The 16,327-nt window shown below is 55.4% G+C and carries 14 protein-coding genes; 8 read left to right on the top strand and 6 right to left on the bottom strand.

Translation table 11 applies throughout. The features are described from left to right. A complete protein-coding gene (gene modC, locus ACOXYR_RS14490) occupies nt 1-1,059 on the top strand; it encodes a molybdenum ABC transporter ATP-binding protein ModC (protein ID WP_407732359.1) in 1,059 nt (352 codons plus the stop codon). Here modC and ACOXYR_RS14485 read toward each other — a convergent pair whose 3' ends face one another. Together ACOXYR_RS14485 and ACOXYR_RS14480 are read right to left on the bottom strand one after the other, a co-directional pair. Continuing rightward, on the bottom strand, nt 1,060-1,878 hold the full coding sequence (locus ACOXYR_RS14485; RefSeq protein WP_421356300.1) for a pyridoxal phosphatase: 819 nt from the start codon (nt 1,876-1,878) through the stop codon (nt 1,060-1,062). It abuts the gene before it with no gap. A gap of 114 nt (nt 1,879-1,992) precedes the next feature. After that, nucleotides 1,993-3,474, bottom strand: coding sequence for a UbiD family decarboxylase (locus ACOXYR_RS14480; RefSeq protein ID WP_108473846.1), 1,482 nt, complete (start codon nt 3,472-3,474; stop codon nt 1,993-1,995). Nucleotides 3,475-3,589: 115 nt separating this feature from the next. Between ACOXYR_RS14480 and ACOXYR_RS14475 the strand changes: the two genes are divergently transcribed. Next, a complete protein-coding gene (locus ACOXYR_RS14475) occupies nt 3,590-4,474 on the top strand; it encodes a LysR substrate-binding domain-containing protein (protein ID WP_421356299.1) in 885 nt (294 codons plus the stop codon). 197 nt (nt 4,475-4,671) lie between these two features. Then, the gene (pgl, locus tag ACOXYR_RS14470; protein ID WP_421356298.1) at nt 4,672-5,667 is read left to right on the top strand and encodes a 6-phosphogluconolactonase; all 996 of its coding nucleotides are present in this window, start codon (nt 4,672-4,674) and stop codon (nt 5,665-5,667) included. Nucleotides 5,668-5,835: 168 nt separating this feature from the next. Here pgl and ACOXYR_RS14465 read toward each other — a convergent pair whose 3' ends face one another. From ACOXYR_RS14465 to bioA, 3 genes are all read right to left on the bottom strand, one after another. Further along, the gene (locus ACOXYR_RS14465; protein WP_421356297.1) at nt 5,836-7,119 is read right to left on the bottom strand and encodes a putative acyl-CoA thioester hydrolase; all 1,284 of its coding nucleotides are present in this window, start codon (nt 7,117-7,119) and stop codon (nt 5,836-5,838) included. A 166-nt stretch (nt 7,120-7,285) separates the two neighbouring features. Continuing rightward, the gene (locus ACOXYR_RS14460; protein ID WP_108473842.1) at nt 7,286-7,762 is read right to left on the bottom strand and encodes a kinase inhibitor; all 477 of its coding nucleotides are present in this window, start codon (nt 7,760-7,762) and stop codon (nt 7,286-7,288) included. A gap of 65 nt (nt 7,763-7,827) precedes the next feature. Next, nucleotides 7,828-9,117: an adenosylmethionine--8-amino-7-oxononanoate transaminase gene (gene bioA / locus ACOXYR_RS14455; RefSeq protein ID WP_421356296.1), complete on the bottom strand. Its 1,290-nt coding sequence runs from the start codon at nt 9,115-9,117 to the stop codon at nt 7,828-7,830. 84 nt (nt 9,118-9,201) lie between these two features. On the opposite strand from bioA, the gene bioB reads away from it, so the two are divergent. From bioB to bioD, 4 genes are read left to right on the top strand one after another with little or no spacing between them, the layout of a single operon-like run. Continuing rightward, complete coding sequence (gene bioB / locus ACOXYR_RS14450; RefSeq protein ID WP_108473840.1) at nt 9,202-10,242, top strand: biotin synthase BioB; 1,041 nt, start codon at nt 9,202-9,204, stop codon at nt 10,240-10,242. Further along, nucleotides 10,239-11,396, top strand: a complete 1,158-nt coding sequence (bioF, locus tag ACOXYR_RS14445) for an 8-amino-7-oxononanoate synthase (RefSeq protein WP_415728630.1) — start codon at nt 10,239-10,241, stop codon at nt 11,394-11,396. Before bioB ends, bioF begins: the two co-directional genes overlap by 4 nt. Next, nucleotides 11,380-12,135 carry a malonyl-ACP O-methyltransferase BioC gene (gene bioC, locus ACOXYR_RS14440; protein WP_421356295.1) on the top strand — a complete coding sequence of 252 codons (756 nt, stop codon included), beginning with the start codon at nt 11,380-11,382 and terminating at the stop codon, nt 12,133-12,135. The genes bioF and bioC overlap by 17 nt, the downstream gene beginning before the upstream one ends. Then, nucleotides 12,128-12,826: a dethiobiotin synthase gene (gene bioD, locus ACOXYR_RS14435; RefSeq protein WP_421356294.1), complete on the top strand. Its 699-nt coding sequence runs from the start codon at nt 12,128-12,130 to the stop codon at nt 12,824-12,826. The genes bioC and bioD overlap by 8 nt, the downstream gene beginning before the upstream one ends. Here bioD and ACOXYR_RS14430 read toward each other — a convergent pair. Next, on the bottom strand, nt 12,792-13,514 hold the full coding sequence (locus ACOXYR_RS14430; RefSeq protein WP_108473836.1) for an ABC transporter ATP-binding protein: 723 nt from the start codon (nt 13,512-13,514) through the stop codon (nt 12,792-12,794). The two genes, bioD and ACOXYR_RS14430, sit on opposite strands and share 35 nt — an antisense overlap. Before the next feature lie 749 nt (nt 13,515-14,263). Here ACOXYR_RS14430 and uvrB point away from each other — a divergent pair. After that, nucleotides 14,264-16,285, top strand: a complete 2,022-nt coding sequence (uvrB, locus tag ACOXYR_RS14425) for an excinuclease ABC subunit UvrB (protein ID WP_108473835.1) — start codon at nt 14,264-14,266, stop codon at nt 16,283-16,285. Nucleotides 16,286-16,327: the final 42 nt, after the last annotated feature.

Below are 16,327 nucleotides of genomic sequence, written 5' to 3'. Positions count from 1 at the left end.
ATGCTTGAACTGAACTTTAGCCAAACGCTGGGCTCGCACTGCCTGACTATTCATGAATCGCTGCCTGCCAGTGGGATCACCGCCGTATTTGGCGTATCCGGCGCGGGGAAAACGTCGCTAATTAATGCCATCAGCGGTCTGACTCGCCCCGAGAAAGGGCGCATAGTGCTTAACGATCGTGTACTGAATGATGCCGAAAAAGGCATCTGCCTGGCCCCGGAAAAACGCCGCGTGGGCTATGTCTTCCAGGATGCACGTCTTTTTCCTCACTATAAAGTGCGCGGCAATCTGCGGTATGGCATGGCTAAAAGCATGGAGAGCCAGTTTGATAAACTGGTGACGCTGCTGGGTATTGAAGCACTGCTCGATCGTCTGCCGGGAAGTTTATCCGGCGGCGAAAAGCAACGCGTGGCGATTGGTCGGGCGCTGCTCACCGCGCCAGAACTTCTGCTGCTCGATGAACCGCTCGCCTCGCTGGATATTCCGCGTAAACGCGAGCTGCTGCCGTATCTGCAACGCCTGGCGCGCGAGATTAATATTCCGATGCTTTATGTCAGCCACTCGCTGGATGAAATTCTTCATCTGGCGGACAAAGTGCTGGTGCTGGAAGCCGGTCAGGTTAAAGCCTTCGGTAATCTGGAGGAAGTCTGGGGCAGCAGCGTGATGCATCCCTGGCTGCCGCAGGATCAGCAAAGTTCGATTTTACGCGTCACGGTGCTGGAGCATCATCCGCATTACGCGATGACCGCTCTGGCGCTGGGCGATCAGCATGTGTGGGTGAATAAACTTGAGCGCCCGCTTCAGTCTGCCGTGCGCGTGCGTATTCAGGCGACAGATGTTTCGCTGGTGCTGCAACCCTCACCGCATACCAGTATCCGCAACGTGCTGCACGCCAAAGTGATGCAATGTTACGATAATAATGGCCAAGTGGAAGTGCAGTTAGACGTCAGCGGCAGAACGCTGTGGGCGCGGATCAGCCCGTGGGCAAGGGATGACCTGGCGGTGAAGCCAGGCCAATGGCTCTATGCGCAAATCAAGAGCGTGTCGATTACTGCCTGATCACAGCAAGCGGGTATAGATAAATTCGGCGATGGTATCGGTGGTGTTATCGCCAATCACCACGTTGGCGCGCGCTTTCACCGCGTCGTCGGCATTTCCCATCGCTACCCCCATTCCAGCCGCTTCCAGCATGCTGATATCGTTGAAGTTATCGCCAAACGCAATGACGTCTTTCATCGACAACCCTTGTGATTCCACCCACTGGGTTAGACGCTTGCCTTTGCTGTTTCCCTGGCGAGCGATGTCCACCTGATCGTGCCATGACCATTCGCACTCAAGCTGTAACGTCTCTTCAACCTGCTCGCCGAATTTTCTCAGTTTCGGCAGGTCTTCATCGGTCAGGGCAAATTTCCAGACGTTTTTCACCTCGCTCGCGGCCCGTGCTAGAGAATCGACCTGGGTGAAGGAGGGACGCTGTGCTTCCGGCAAAGACTGCGCCCAGTTGCTGGTACGTACGACATGCCCGGTGGGATACTGATACATCATGGTGTCATCCACATACATCAGGCCGTGGATGTGATATTCATCCAGCATCGCGATAAGCTGCTGTGCTTTGTCGACCGGCATCGGATCGGCTTCTAACACTTTTTTCGCATGATAATCATACAAATAGGTGCCGTTACAGCAAATTGCCGGTGTATCTAACGCCAGCGCCTGATAAAAAGGGTGAATGGCAACGTGATGGCGACCGGTGACGATAAGTAATTGATATCCCGCATCTTTTGCGCGCATCAGCGCTTCCAGCGAGGAAGGCAGGAGCGTTTTTTTCGGAGTGAGTAGGGTACCGTCCAGATCCAGGGCAATCACACGTGCAGTCATAGTAGGGTCTCAAGTCAGATTAAAATCACTGTCCAGGATGGTACACCGACTCGCCTGTGCAGCAAAATGGCGCGGGCAAATTCCGCATTGCCCGCTAAAATGACGACCCGTCCATTATTTCTCAAATAAGTCCGGTGCCCAGGGGGTGGGATCCAGTTCCATAAAGGGTGCGCGTTCAAATTTTGATTTCAGCGCCCAGGGTACCGTGCAGTCAAACACGGTTTTGCAGGTAATGCCGTTACCGCGAATAGAGTGACTGTATTCAGGTGACTGGGAAGGATCCAACTGATGACCCCTGAGCCCCGGTAAGTTCGTAATGCTGACATCGCCCTGCATGCGTGTCGTCATCGCCCAAAGGATGTCATCGCTATCAAAGATATCGACATCTTCGTCGACGAGAATAATATTTTTGAGCTCGGAATAGGTGGCAAGTGCAATGAGCGCGGCTTGCCCCTGGCGTCCTTCATCGGAAGCCTGACGTTTTTTGACCTGCAAAATCCCCAGGAATTTACCGCCGCCTGCCGTATGCGCATAGACATTTTGCAGGAAACCAGGAATGGCCTCTTCCACGGCATTTCGGATGCTGGCTTCCGTGGGCAGACCGGCAAGCGTTGTATGCTCTTCTCCGGGCCCGACCAGTGTTTGCAGGATAGCCTGACGACGCATGGTGACCGCTTTCACTTTGATGACCGGCAGGGAAGGGTTAGCTTCACCACAATAACCGGGAAACTCCGGCATCGCGTGTCCGGAATCCGTGTGCTGATCTTCACGAACGCGAACGCCTGGCAGTAATTCCCCTTCAATAATAATTTCCGCGCGGGCGATCGCTTTTTCATTTACCGCCACGCCCTGCACCAGTTCGACCGGAGATTGACGAAGCGAACCCGCAACGCCCAATTCGTTATAACCAAACGGCGTGGTCGGCGCTTCAAAGCAGGCACCGATATAAATTGCTGGATCGAGCCCCATATTAATGGTCACCGGTAAAGGCTTACCGGCCTCTTCTGCTTTTTTTCTGAAGACTTCGATATGCCGTCCTGCGGCCAGGAACATCGACAGTTCATCCCGTTCCTGTACACACAGGCGATGGATAGTGACATCCGTCAGCGACGCGTCCTGCGGATCGCTGGCTAAAACCAGGCCCAGGCAGAAAAAAGGCCCGGCATCAATGGGCGTGTTGGTGGGGGCGGGAAGCAGTTTGCGCAGGTCAAAGTCAGGGTCATCAGCGTACCAGACTTGCTCCTGGCATGGTGCGTGTTCGGCAGGAACCACGACCGGCGCGATGGGATTTTTTACCGCCTGACCCACATGCTGTGCCAGTTCGGAAGGCTTGCAGCCGAGAAGCAGCGCTGCGCGTTCACGGCTGGCGTGCATCCCGACCAGAATACGCGAATCAGGGTAGCCTTTAATGCTATTAAACATCATCGCCGGGCCAGTTCGGGTAGGGCGTTTTACCGTACCGCCCGCGCCGATGTAGCGATAAACGCCGGCGAGTTCTGCTTTAGGATCAACCGGATGGTCTGTTTCTCTGTATTGGCCTTCATGCTGTTGTAACACGGCAATGGCGCTTCTCAAATCGTTAATCTGCTGTTCCATACATCCTCCTTAAAATGAATAACCCTATTTTTATGCGAAAGAGGAATGTCATCAATTGCATCATTAATGCTAAATTGATAATAAAATTCATATCAATTTTATGAGGTAGTGGCTGATGCAATTTCGACTCATGCGCCACTTTATTACCGTTGCCGAAGAGCTGCACATGCACCGGGCTGCTGAGCGCCTGAATATGGCGCAGCCTGCGCTGAGCCAGCAGATCAAAACGCTGGAAGAACGTCTCGGGGTTACGCTCTTTCATCGCGCGCACCGCCGTTTAACGCTGACTCCGGCGGGTGAAGCCTTTCTGCAGAAATCGAAAGTCGCGCTGCATATGGTTGACGAGGCCATCCTTGATGCCCGCCAAACCGCACGTGGCGAGCAAGGGGTATTGAATCTGGGCTGTGTCTCAAGCGCGATGCTCGATGAAAAACTGCCTGCAGTTTTACGCACGTTACATGCGCAGTGGCCGAATATTACGCTTTCGCTGACCACGGGGAATGTACAAACGCTGTACGCCTCGCTACAAAGAAACCAACTGGATGCGGCTATTATTCGTGCGCCATTACCTTTATTACCTGAAGAGTTGCAATGTAAAACCTTCGCCTCAGAGAAAACCGTCCTCGCGCTGCCTTGTCAGCATCCTCTTGCCGGTTCGGCGGCGCTAACGCTCGCTTCTCTCAAGGGCGATGAGTGGATAACGCTGCGCGATCCTGAGGGTATCGGTCTGGAGCAATATTTTCATGATGCGTGTCGTCAGGCGGGTTTTCATCCGAGAGTCGTACAATACGCGACTGAAGTCTCTATGGTCATCAGCCTGGTTTCAGCAGGATTGGGTGTTGCGCTGCTACCGATCTCTGCAACCGCCGTACGCCTGGAAAATGTGGCCTACATTGACATTATTGATAGGCTCAACGAGAGCGAGCTGACGTTGGTGTGCCACCGGATTGTTCGCTCGGAAGTGCTAAAAAAGTTCCTTACGACGCTTCAGCGCCTGTGACCGGGCCTGTCCACGCTTGTGGAGATGCAGGGTCTATACTTTTAATCTTGCATAAAGCAGAAGAAATGATGTGCTAAATTATTGATTTCCTTGTCGCGTTATGGTGTGTTGTATCGCTGATTGTCGTTTGAACGTTATGCTTCAATATTCGTTAACCTATTGGAGTAGAATGGATTTCCATTTTCTGAGGTGTAGTCATGAAACAAACCGTTTATACCGCCAGCCCCGAAAGCCAGCAGATCCACGTCTGGTCGCTGGGCCATGATGGCAACCTGACGTTGGTTCAGGTGGTGGATGTACCGGGTCAGGTGCAGCCGATGGTGGTAAGTCCTGATAAACGTTATCTGTATGTGGGCGTACGCCCGGAATTTCGCGTGCTGGCCTATCGTATTGCCCCGGACGATGGTGCACTGACATTTGCCGCCGAAGCGCCGCTACCGGGCAGCCCGACGCATATTTCAACCGATCGCCAGGGTAACTTCGTCTTCAGTGGTTCTTATAATGCCGGGTGCGTCAGCGTGACGCGTCTGGAAGACGGTATTCCGCGCGAAACAGTAGATGTTGTTGAAGGGCTGGAAGGCTGTCACTCGGCGAATATCTCCCCGGATAACCGTACCCTGTGGGTTCCGGCGCTGAAGCAGGATCGCATTTGCCTGTTTACCCTGAGCGACGACGGGCATCTGGTTGCGCAGGAGCCTGCTGAAGTCACCACCGTTGAAGGGGCGGGCCCGCGTCATCTGGTGTTCCATCCGAATCAGCAGTACGCTTATTGCGTGAACGAGCTGAACAGTTCGGTTGATGTATGGGAGCTGAAAGATCCGTACGGCAAAATCGAGTGCGTACAGACGCTGGATATGATGCCGCCTGATTTCTGCGATACCCGCTGGGCGGCAGATATCCACATTACGCCGGATGGTCGTCATCTCTACGCCTGCGACCGTACTTCCAGCCTGATTACTGTTTTCAGCGTCTCTGAAGATGGCAGCGTGCTGGCAGTAGAAGGTTTCCAGCCGACGGAAACCCAGCCGCGCGGTTTCAACATCGACCACAGTGGTAAATATGTCATTGCCGCCGGGCAGAAATCGCATCATATCGCGGTGTATGAAATCAAAGGTGAACAAGGTTTACTGGAAGAGAAGGGCCGTTATGCTGTCGGGCAGGGGCCAATGTGGGTGGTGGTTAACGCCTACTAAGCGTTGAGCTTATGCTGAAAACAAAAAACCTCGCCGCGGCGAGGTTTTTTCGTTAACAAAGTGCGCTTTGTTCATGCCGGATGCGGCTTCGCCTTATCCGGCCTACAAATACACCGATAGTAGGCCTGATAAGCGTAGCGCATCAGGCAATTTTGCTAACCGTAAAGCTTACTGCTTCGGCTCTGCCAGGACAGTGCTTCCCACGCCGCGGTTGTTGAATTCCCACATGCGGTTGAAGTTACGGTCGTTCAGATCACGCTGCACATTCCCTTTATCGTCTTTCGCGCCGGTGTTACCTGCGAATGGACGTTTGGAGATTGCCGCGTCGGCCCACGGTTTTGCCATGTTGAAGCCTCCGTTAATCACGCTGTCGCGAATGACGACCTGACCGTTGGTGTTGCCATCAACGTCCAGAGAGCGACCCAGTTGTGCAACGTTATCGCCGGACGCCGTAAAGCGACTGTTGATAGCCAGGAAACCGTAATAGATATTTGACTGAGTCGCCGGTGCGAAGACGTAGCCTTCTTGCTGAGTGCGCGAGTTCACCACGCGGAAGTCGGTGTTATCGAATACCACGGCGCCACGGCCAGAAACGATGTCCACATCCCCTTCGAGGTAGCTGTTGCTCACCAGCGTGCGGGTCTGACGGTCGTTTTGCAGGCGGTTGTTGACGCTGCTGTTGGTCACAAAGAAGGTGTTCTGGCGGCCCAGAATGTTCACCTTATTGATTTGTACCTTATCCCCATCGGTGCGCAGGGCCACTGCCTGATGTGTACCGGCATCGACGCTGTCGCCAAGGTTATTTTCAATGGTCAGATTCTGCAGTTGCAGGCCGTTGTTCTGAGACCAGAAGACCGCTGAACACATCACGCCGATGGTTGCGCTACGTTTGCTCTGGCAGTTGTCATACATATACCAGGACGGTTTGCCCGGCATGTATTTTCCGGCCGGGTTGACCAGATGACGCCAGGCGGCAGGCGCCATTTCGGAGTCGATTGCCAGGCCAATTTTCACGTCGAGCGGTTTTTCGCCCGTACCGTACAGCGTGATGCTGCCCGGAGCCGCTGGAACATAGACGGTACCCTGATACTCGCCCGGCAGAATCGCAATGTACTGGCGCTTGCTGCTGTGACGCGCAATGGCAGCATCGACAGCGGCCTGGATGGAGGTGTGCGTTACGCCCTGCTGGCCCGCTGCGCCGACAACGAAATCAGGTTGAGCCGGGGTGCTAATAGAAGACGGCGACCAGGCCGCGCCTTTAGGATCGAGAGCAGTGAAGTAACGTGCGGCAACGAAGTTTTGCGCTTCATCTGCGGATAAAACCGGACGGGATGACGTCCCCGGTGCGGCCTGTTCAGACGGGCGTTGATCCGCAGGGGTTGAGCTGCAAGCAGTCAGTGTCACGCCGAAAGCCAATGCCAGCGCCAGACGGGAAACCGATAAAGTGTTCATGTTGCTCCAGGCTAGTTGAGTAAAAGGGTTCCATTTAAACCAGCCTTTTTATACTAAGTTGAGCGAAACGGGAAGATGTGCTGAACAAAAAAGCGCAGTGACTGATGTAAAAGGTTTTTTAGACAGGATTAGGGCCGGAATGTAGCAATACATTCCGGCAATCCGATTAGCTGAACAGGGCCGTAATTGAAGCGCTGCCGAGCGTATGGAAATGGACGTTAAAGCCAACCATCGCGCCGCTGGCGTTTTCGTCAACGTCGATGCGTTCCACATCCAGCGCGTGGACGGTAAAGATATAGCGGTGCGTTTCCCCTTTCGGCGGCGCGGCACCGCCGTAGCCCGCTTTACCGAAGTCGGTGCGCGTCTGAACGGCACCTTCCGGCAGAGCGGCAATGCCGGAGCCCGCGCCCTGCGGCAGCACGCGCGTATCGGCAGGCAGGTTCGCCACGACCCAGTGCCACCAGCCGGAACCGGTCGGCGCATCAGGGTCGAAACAGGTCACCACAAAACTTTTGGTGCCTGGCGGAACTTCATCCCACGCCAGATGCGGAGAGAGATTGTCACCTTCATAGCCCATGCCATTAAACACCTGACGTTGCGGCAGTTTTTCGCCCTCACGCAGGTCATGACTGACTAAAATCATCATTGCCTCCTTAATCTACTGATTAATAAAGCAGTGTAGCCTTAGAGAGGCACATTTACCGGGCATTAATCGATAAAAAATGTGTCAGTATCCAGCGCTTCACACATCGCGCGGGTGAGGCGACTTAATTGGTCTGTGGAAATGATATACGGCGGCATCAGGTAAATAAGCTTACCAAACGGGCGGATCCACACGCCCTGTTCGACAAAGAAGCGTTGCAGGGCGGCCATGTTCACCGGTTTGCGAGTTTCCACGACGCCAATCGCCCCCAGCACGCGAACATCCGCCACCTGCGCCAGGCTTTTCGCCGAGGCAAGTTCACGACATAACTGTTCTTCAATCGCTGCAACCTGCTGCTGCCATTCCCCGCTCTCCAGAATTGCCAGGCTTTCCGTCGCTACCGCGCAAGCCAGCGGATTACCCATAAAGGTTGGGCCATGCATAAAGCAGCCCGCTTCGCCGTTGCTGATGGTTTCAGCCACCAGCCGGGTGGTGAGCGCGGCGGAAAGGGTCATGGTGCCGCCAGTGATCGCTTTCCCCAGGCAGAGAATATCAGGCGTGATACCCGCATGTTCACAGGCAAACAGTTTTCCGGTGCGGCCAAATCCGGTCGCGATTTCATCGGCAATCAGGAGAATGCCTTCCCGGTCGCACATCTTACGAATACGTTTGAGCCACTCAGGATGATACATACGCATCCCGCCCGCGCCCTGCACAATGGGTTCGAGGATCACCGCCGCAATTTCATGACGATGCGCGGCCATCAGGCGGGCAAATGCCACCATATCGCGTTCATCCCATTCACCGTCAAAGCGGCTGGCGGGGGCTGGCGCGAACAGGTTTTCCGGCAGGTAGCCTTTCCACAGGCTGTGCATGGAGTTGTCCGGGTCGCAGACCGACATCGCGCCAAAGGTATCGCCGTGATAACCGTTGCGAAAGGTCAGGAAACGCTGGCGTGGTTCGCCTTTGGCCTGCCAGTACTGCAATGCCATTTTCATCGCCACTTCCACCGCCACGGATCCGGAATCCGCCAGGAAAACGCATTCCAGCGATTCTGGCGTCATCGCCACCAGCTTGCGGCACAACGCCACCGCGCTGGGATGGGTAATGCCACCAAACATCACATGCGACATCTGGTCAATCTGCGCTTTCATCGCCGCATTCAGACGCGGGTGATTGTAGCCGTGAATTGCGGCCCACCACGATGACATGCCGTCAACCAGTTGTTCGCCGCTCGCCAGTTGTAGCTCGCAGCCGTGTGCGGAAACCACCGGGTATACGGGAAGCGGGGCGCTCATCGAGGTGTAAGGGTGCCAGATATGCTGTTGATCGAAGGCGAGATCGTCCGTTGTCATAATCGACTTGTAAACCATTTTGAAAAGTTTTAGGTTTACGAGTATAAACCGATCCGAAAATTAACAAAACCCCCGGAGAAGCCAATGGCTAACCCTTTACGCTGGACAATGTCGCAGGTCACCGAACTTTTTGAGAAACCGTTGCTTGATTTGCTGTTTGAAGCGCAGCAGATCCATCGTCAGCATTTTGACCCGCGCCAGGTGCAGGTCAGCACCCTGTTGTCGATTAAAACCGGCGCATGCCCGGAAGATTGCAAATATTGCCCGCAAAGCTCGCGCTATAAAACCGGGCTGGAGAGCGAGCGCCTGATGGAAGTGGAGCAGGTGCTGGATTCGGCCCGCAAGGCGAAGCTCGCCGGTTCTACCCGTTTCTGCATGGGCGCGGCGTGGAAAAACCCGCACGAGCGCGATATGCCTTACCTTGAACAAATGGTGCAGGGCGTGAAAGAGATGGGCCTGGAAGCCTGTATGACGCTCGGAACGTTGTCCGATTCGCAGGCGCAGCGCCTGGCCTCGGCGGGGCTCGACTACTACAACCACAACCTGGACACCTCGCCGGAATTCTACGGCAATATCATCACTACCCGCAGCTATCAGGAGCGCCTCGATACGCTGGATAAAGTGCGCGATGCCGGTATCAAAGTCTGTTCCGGCGGGATTGTGGGTCTTGGCGAAACGGTCACCGATCGCGCGGGCCTGCTGCTGCAACTGGCGAATCTGCCGACGCCGCCGGAAAGCGTGCCTATCAACATGCTGGTGAAGGTGAAGGGCACGCCGCTTGCGGATAACGAAGATGTTGATGCTTTTGATTTTATTCGCACTATCGCCGTGGCGCGCATCATGATGCCGACCTCGCACGTGCGCCTTTCTGCCGGACGCGAGCAGATGAATGAGCAAACGCAGGCGATGTGCTTTATGGCCGGTGCCAACTCGATTTTCTACGGCTGCAAACTGCTGACGACGCCGAACCCGGAAGAAGACAAAGATTTACAGCTGTTCCGCAAGCTGGGCCTGAACCCGGAACAAACCACCGTTACCGCGGGCGATAACGAACAGCAGCAGCGCCTGGAGCAGGCGTTGATGACGCCGGACACCGAAACGTATTACAACGCGGCGGCGGTATGAGCTGGCAGCAACGCATCGATAGCGCGTTAGCGCAACGGCGAGAGGCAGATGCCTTGCGTCGTCGTGTGCCGCTGGCGCAGGGCGCCGGGCGCTGGCTGGAGTGTGAAGGTCAGCGCTACCGCAATTTCTCCAGTAATGACTATCTGGGGATGAGCCAGCACCCTAAGGTGATCCGCGCCTGGCAACAGGGCGCGGAACAGTACGGCACAGGCAGCGGCGGCTCGGGTCACGTCACCGGATTCAGTCACGCCCATCGCGATCTGGAAAAGGAACTCGCCCAGTGGCTGGGCTATCCGCGCGCGTTGCTGTTTATCTCTGGTTTCGCCGCCAATCAGGCGGTTATCGCCGCGCTGATGAGTGAAAAAGACCGGATCGTCGCCGATCGTTTAAGCCATGCCTCGCTGCTGGAAGCTGCGGCGCTAAACCCGGCGGCGCTACGCCGTTTTCAGCACAACGATAGCCAGCATCTGGCGCGGTTGCTGAGCAGTGCTGTCGAGGGGCAGCAACTGGTGGTGACCGAAGGTGTCTTCAGCATGGACGGCGATAGCGCGCCGTTGGCGAACGTCACCGAGGCGACCACGCAGGCAGGCGCATGGCTGATGGTGGATGACGCGCACGGTATCGGCGTGAAGGGCGCGCAGGGGCGGGGAAGTTGCTGGCAACAGGGCGTGCGTCCTGAGTTGCTGGTGGTGACCTTCGGTAAAGCCTTTGGCCTGAGCGGTGCGGCGGTGCTGTGTAATGAATCGCTGGCTGATTATCTGCTGCAGTTTGCCCGTCATCTGATTTACAGCACCTCGATGCCCCCGGCACAAGCGGTGGCGCTGCGTGCGTCTCTTGACGTGATTCGCAGCAGTGAGGGCGACGAGCGGCGGGAAGTCCTGGCGCAGCATATCGCGCATTTTCGCGCGGGCGCGCAGGGGCTGGACTATCAACTCACGCCATCGGATAGCGCTATTCAGCCGCTGATTGTCGGCGAGAACGCGCGTACGCTTGCCCTGGCGAAAACGCTGCGCGAAAAAGGCTGTTGGGTGACAGCAATCCGCCCACCGACCGTACCCGCCGGAACCGCGCGTTTGCGATTAACCCTCACGGCGGCACATACACGAGAAGATATCGACACATTGCTGGAGGTGCTGCATGGCGTCCGTGAATAAACAGGCGGTGGCGGCGGCCTTTGGCCGCGCGGCGACGCACTATCACCAGTTTAACGAACTTCAGCGCCAGAGCGCGTCACATCTGCTTGAACAACTCCCGGTGCGCACGTTTGACCGTGTGCTGGACGCCGGCTGCGGCCCCGGTAGCTATAGCCGCTACTGGCGTGAACAGGGCTGTGAAGTCACCGCGCTGGATCTCTGCGCTGAAATGCTTGTGCAGGCGCGCCAGCAGCAGGCGGCACAGCACTACTTGCAGGCGGATATCGAAGCTATTCCGTTGCCCGACGCCGGGTTTGACCTGGTGTGGAGCAATCTTGCTGTGCAGTGGTGCAGCGATATCCGCATTGCGCTGGCCGAGCTTTATCGCCAGTTGCATCCCGGTGGCGTACTGGCCTTCACCACGCTGACCGCTGGATCGTTGCCCGAGCTGAATCAGGCCTGGCAGGCGGTGGATGCGCACCCCCATGCGAACCGTTTTCTGCCGGAGGAGACACTTCGACAGGCGCAGGCGGGCTGGCAGCAGCACAGTAGTGCCCGCTCAATAACGCTGCTCTTCCCTGATGCGCTGAGCGCGATGCGCTCTTTGAAAGGCATTGGCGCGACGCATCTGCATGAAGGCCGGGCGCGCGAGCCGTTAACCCGCAGCAAACTTCAGCAGCTGCAGCTGGCGTGGCCAAAAGTTGAGGGGCAATGCCCGCTGACCTACCATCTTTTTTCTGGAGTGATTACGCGTGATTAAACGTTATTTTGTTACCGGCACTGACACGGAAGTGGGGAAAACGGTGGCCAGCACAGCACTGCTACAGGCCGCGCGGGCACTCGGATACCGGACAGCAGGCTACAAACCTGTCGCTTCTGGCAGCGATGAAACATCTGACGGACTGCGTAACAGTGATGCGCTGGCATTGCAGCGCAATAGCGTGCTGCCGTTGGCCTATGACGTGGTGAATCCCTACACCTTCGCTGAACCCACGTCGCCGCACATTATCAGCGAGGTGGAACAGCGCCCGATCGAAGCGGATGTTCTGTCGGCGGGTCTGCGCACGCTGGAAGCGCAGGCGGATTGGGTATTAGTGGAAGGCGCGGGTGGCTGGTATACGCCGCTTTCGCCCTATCTGACGTTTGCGGATTGGGTGCAGCGCGAGCAATTGCCGGTGATTCTGGTGGTCGGCATGAAGCTGGGCTGTATCAACCATGCGCTCCTGACCGTTCAGGCCGTCAAGCAGGCTGGCCTGAAGCTGGCGGGCTGGATAGCCAATGATGTCGAGGAACCAGGGAAGCGTCACCAGCCCTATCTGGCGACGCTGCAACGGATGATTGATGCGCCGATGCTGGGCGAAATCCCCTGGCTGGGCGCGACGCTGGCAGAGCACGACCTGGGACAGTATCTTGACCTCAGTGCCCTGTCCCGGGCGTCATCCACGTTTTAATTAACTGCTCATCAAGCTGCGCCACGCCGCCCTGGGCCACGTTTCTGCCGCGATGTAACAGGCAGAAACGGTCTGCCACGCGCTGAATAAACGGAAGCTGCTGTTCTGCGAGCAATATCGTCAGCCCAATCTCCCGATTCAGGCGCAGCAGCAAATCCCCCAGCCGATGGATAAACGCGTGGCCCACGCCGCGCGTCGGCTCATCCAGAATCAGCAGCCGTGGCCGTGTGACCATCGCGCAGGCCAGGGCTAATTGATAACGGTCATCCTCGGTGAGAGCAGAGCCCTTAAGTTGCCTGAGCGCATACAGAGAGGGGAAGAGTGCGTAAATTTCCGGACTCACTGTTCCGCTGTTTTCCCCCGCCGCTTTGAGAGCAATCAGCAAATTCTCTTCCACGCTAAGCTGCGAAAAAATGCGTTTATCCTGAGGCACGTACCCGATCCCAAGCGTTGTGCGCCGCACGGGCGATAGGGGCATTAAATCGCAGGGGGGCGAACCGGTTTGCTGCCAAATCATGCTGCCGCTTTCAATGGGCTGATGACCGGTAATACAGTTCACCAGTGTGGTTTTCCCCGTGCCGGGAAGGCCGATTAAGCAGGTGCACTCGCCGGAAGCCAATTCGAGATCGATGTTCCAGAGTGTGTGCTGGTTTCCGTAGAAATGATTGACTGCATGCAAACTCAACATCGTGTTCTCCTCAAGCCAAAAGACGGGGTCACGAAAGAAGATTGCAATTCTCTTGCCAGAACGGATATTCCTCAGCATAACGGCTGATTTTTAAGAATTAACTTAAGAAAGAGGAATGAGTTGGAGAGAGGGAACTGCATAGCACTGGCGCAATAACCCGCAAATTCTGTGCAAAATTTATACGAAAATGTGAAGGCCGTCACGCAGAAAGCACATGATGATTTTCGCTGATAAAAATCAAAATTTAACGATAAAAAATTTTTACCCCTCGCTTTTGCGGCGATCGACGAAAACGCCCGAGTGACAGGGGATAGGGGCTCCAGACACTTATCCACTATTCCTGTGGATAACCTTGTGTATTAGAGTTAGAAAACCTTCGGCAGACGAGAGAATACGCGGCTTGCCAGTAAATTGATGCGAAACGCGGCTTTTCAATCTTCTCTTTTATTATCAGTAAGATGAATAAAAGCAATGGCCCGGTTGAAAGCGTGGCTCACTGACATAAAAGTTTCATGACACATATTGACAAATGTTAAAACAGAAAAAGTTCTGGGGATAACCTCGGCAGGGCGTTTTTTTATCCTGCCAGAGCGCAAATTTCAGCCGCTAAACGTGGGTTCAGGACGGCGTAACAGCAATACCATAATGTGCTACTGTTTTTATATCCAGTGTTTTTTGTTGGCAAATTTTGCGCTGAGGAGTAAAATTAATCACCTGCCCGATCAACCCGCCACCAGGTAGCCTTGTTAATGAGTAAACCGTTCAAATTGCATTCGGCCTTTCAACCCTCTGGCGACCAGCCTGATGCCATCGCGCGCCTGAAAGAGGGGCTGGAAGATGGTCTCGCACATCAAACGCTGTTGGGGGTAACCGGCTCGGGGAAAACGTTCACCGTGGCTAACGTTATTGCCGATCTCCAGCGCCCAACGATGGTGCTGGCGCCAAACAAAACGCTGGCGGCGCAGCTTTATGGCGAGATGAAAGAGTTTTTCCCTGAAAACGCCGTTGAGTTTTTCGTCTCCTACTACGATTACTACCAGCCGGAAGCCTACGTTCCCAGTTCAGACACCTTCATCGAGAAAGATGCGTCGGTGAACGAACACATTGAACAGATGCGTTTGTCGGCCACCAAAGCTTTGCTTGAACGTCGTGATGTCATTGTGGTGGCTTCCGTATCGGCTATTTACGGGTTGGGCGATCCGGATCTCTACCTGAAAATGATGCTGCACCTGACGGTCGGCATGATTATCGACCAGCGCGCTATACTGCGGCGGCTGGCCGAGCTTCAATACGCGCGCAACGACCAGGCCTTCCAGCGTGGTACCTTCCGCGTACGCGGCGAAGTTATCGATATTTTCCCGGCGGAATCAGAAGACCTGGCGCTGCGCGTTGAACTGTTTGATGAAGAAGTCGAGCGCCTGTCGCTGTTTGACCCACTGACGGGCCACGTAGAGGGCACCATTCAACGTTTTACGGTCTATCCCAAAACGCACTACGTCACCCCGCGTGAGCGCATCGTACAGGCGATGGAAGAGATCAAAGACGAACTGGTGGATCGCCGTAAAGTGTTATTGGAAAACAACAAACTGCTTGAAGAGCAGCGGCTCAGCCAGCGCACGCAGTTTGACCTTGAAATGATGAATGAACTGGGCTACTGCTCGGGCATTGAAAACTACTCGCGTTATCTCTCGGGACGCGGGCCGGGCGAACCGCCGCCGACGCTGTTTGACTACCTTCCGGCGGACGGCCTTCTGGTCATTGATGAATCCCACGTGACCATTCCGCAAATTGGCGGCATGTATCGCGGCGACCGGGCGCGTAAAGAGACGCTGGTGGAGTATGGTTTTCGTCTGCCGTCAGCACTCGATAACCGCCCGCTGAAGTTTGAAGAGTTTGAAGCCCTCGCGCCGCAAACGATTTACGTGTCTGCGACACCGGGGAACTATGAGCTGGAGAAATCCGGCGGCGACGTTATCGATCAGGTGGTGCGTCCTACTGGCCTATTGGATCCCGTGATTGAAGTGCGTCCGGTGGCGACGCAGGTCGATGACCTGCTATCAGAAATTCGCCTGCGCACGGCGATTAACGAGCGCGTGCTGGTCACGACGTTGACCAAGCGGATGGCGGAAGATCTCACCGAATATCTTGAAGAACACGGTGAACGTGTGCGCTACCTGCACTCAGATATCGACACCGTCGAACGTATGGAAATTATTCGTGATTTGCGGCTTGGCGAGTTCGATGTGCTGGTGGGCATCAACCTGTTGCGAGAAGGTCTCGATATGCCAGAGGTGTCGCTGGTGGCGATTCTGGATGCCGATAAAGAGGGCTTCCTGCGTTCCGAACGCTCGCTAATCCAGACCATTGGGCGCGCCGCGCGTAACATCAACGGTAAAGCCATTCTGTATGGCGATAAAATCACACCATCGATGGCGAAGGCTATCGGTGAAACAGAACGTCGTCGTGAGAAGCAGCAGCGTTACAACGACGAGCACGGTATTGTTCCGCAGGGTCTGAACAAGAAAGTGGTCGATATTCTGGCGCTGGGTGAGGGGCTGGCGAAAACCAAAACCAAAGGTCGTGGCAAGTCTCGCGGCAGCGCGCAAATTGTTGAAGCGGATCAGGTGCTGACGCCGAAAGCATTACAGCAGCAAATTCAGTCTCTGGAGGCGCAAATGTTGCAGCACGCGCAGAATCTGGAATTTGAAGAAGCTGCCGAGATCCGCGATAAACTTCATCAGCTACGTGAATTGTTTATCGCTGCGTCATAACCTCAAAAAATTGAGGCTGGCATCACATGGAGCAATGCCAGC

Source organism: Pseudocitrobacter faecalis (genome assembly GCF_965231525.1).
Classification (GTDB): domain Bacteria; phylum Pseudomonadota; class Gammaproteobacteria; order Enterobacterales; family Enterobacteriaceae; genus Pseudocitrobacter; species Pseudocitrobacter faecalis.
Note: the sequence above shows the minus strand (reverse complement) of the source record. Positions and strands in the feature narration are given on the sequence as shown.

Bases quoted from the DNA above. Each gene is read 5' to 3' on its own strand.
- bioC (WP_421356295.1), top strand. From the start codon at position 11,380: ATGGCGTCCGTGAATAAACAGGCGGTGGCGGCGGCCTTTGGCCGCGCG.
- bioA (WP_421356296.1), bottom strand. From the start codon at position 9,117: ATGACAACGGACGATCTCGCCTTCGATCAACAGCATATCTGGCACCCT.
- bioF (WP_415728630.1), top strand. From the start codon at position 10,239: ATGAGCTGGCAGCAACGCATCGATAGCGCGTTAGCGCAACGGCGAGAG.
- ACOXYR_RS14480 (WP_108473846.1), bottom strand. From the start codon at position 3,474: ATGGAACAGCAGATTAACGATTTGAGAAGCGCCATTGCCGTGTTACAA.
- ACOXYR_RS14460 (WP_108473842.1), bottom strand. From the start codon at position 7,762: ATGATTTTAGTCAGTCATGACCTGCGTGAGGGCGAAAAACTGCCGCAA.
- uvrB (WP_108473835.1), top strand. From the start codon at position 14,264: ATGAGTAAACCGTTCAAATTGCATTCGGCCTTTCAACCCTCTGGCGAC.
- modC (WP_407732359.1), top strand. From the start codon at position 1: ATGCTTGAACTGAACTTTAGCCAAACGCTGGGCTCGCACTGCCTGACT.
- pgl (WP_421356298.1), top strand. From the start codon at position 4,672: ATGAAACAAACCGTTTATACCGCCAGCCCCGAAAGCCAGCAGATCCAC.
- ACOXYR_RS14430 (WP_108473836.1), bottom strand. From the start codon at position 13,514: ATGTTGAGTTTGCATGCAGTCAATCATTTCTACGGAAACCAGCACACA.
- bioB (WP_108473840.1), top strand. From the start codon at position 9,202: ATGGCTAACCCTTTACGCTGGACAATGTCGCAGGTCACCGAACTTTTT.
- ACOXYR_RS14475 (WP_421356299.1), top strand. From the start codon at position 3,590: ATGCAATTTCGACTCATGCGCCACTTTATTACCGTTGCCGAAGAGCTG.
- ACOXYR_RS14485 (WP_421356300.1), bottom strand. From the start codon at position 1,878: ATGACTGCACGTGTGATTGCCCTGGATCTGGACGGTACCCTACTCACT.
- ACOXYR_RS14465 (WP_421356297.1), bottom strand. From the start codon at position 7,119: ATGAACACTTTATCGGTTTCCCGTCTGGCGCTGGCATTGGCTTTCGGC.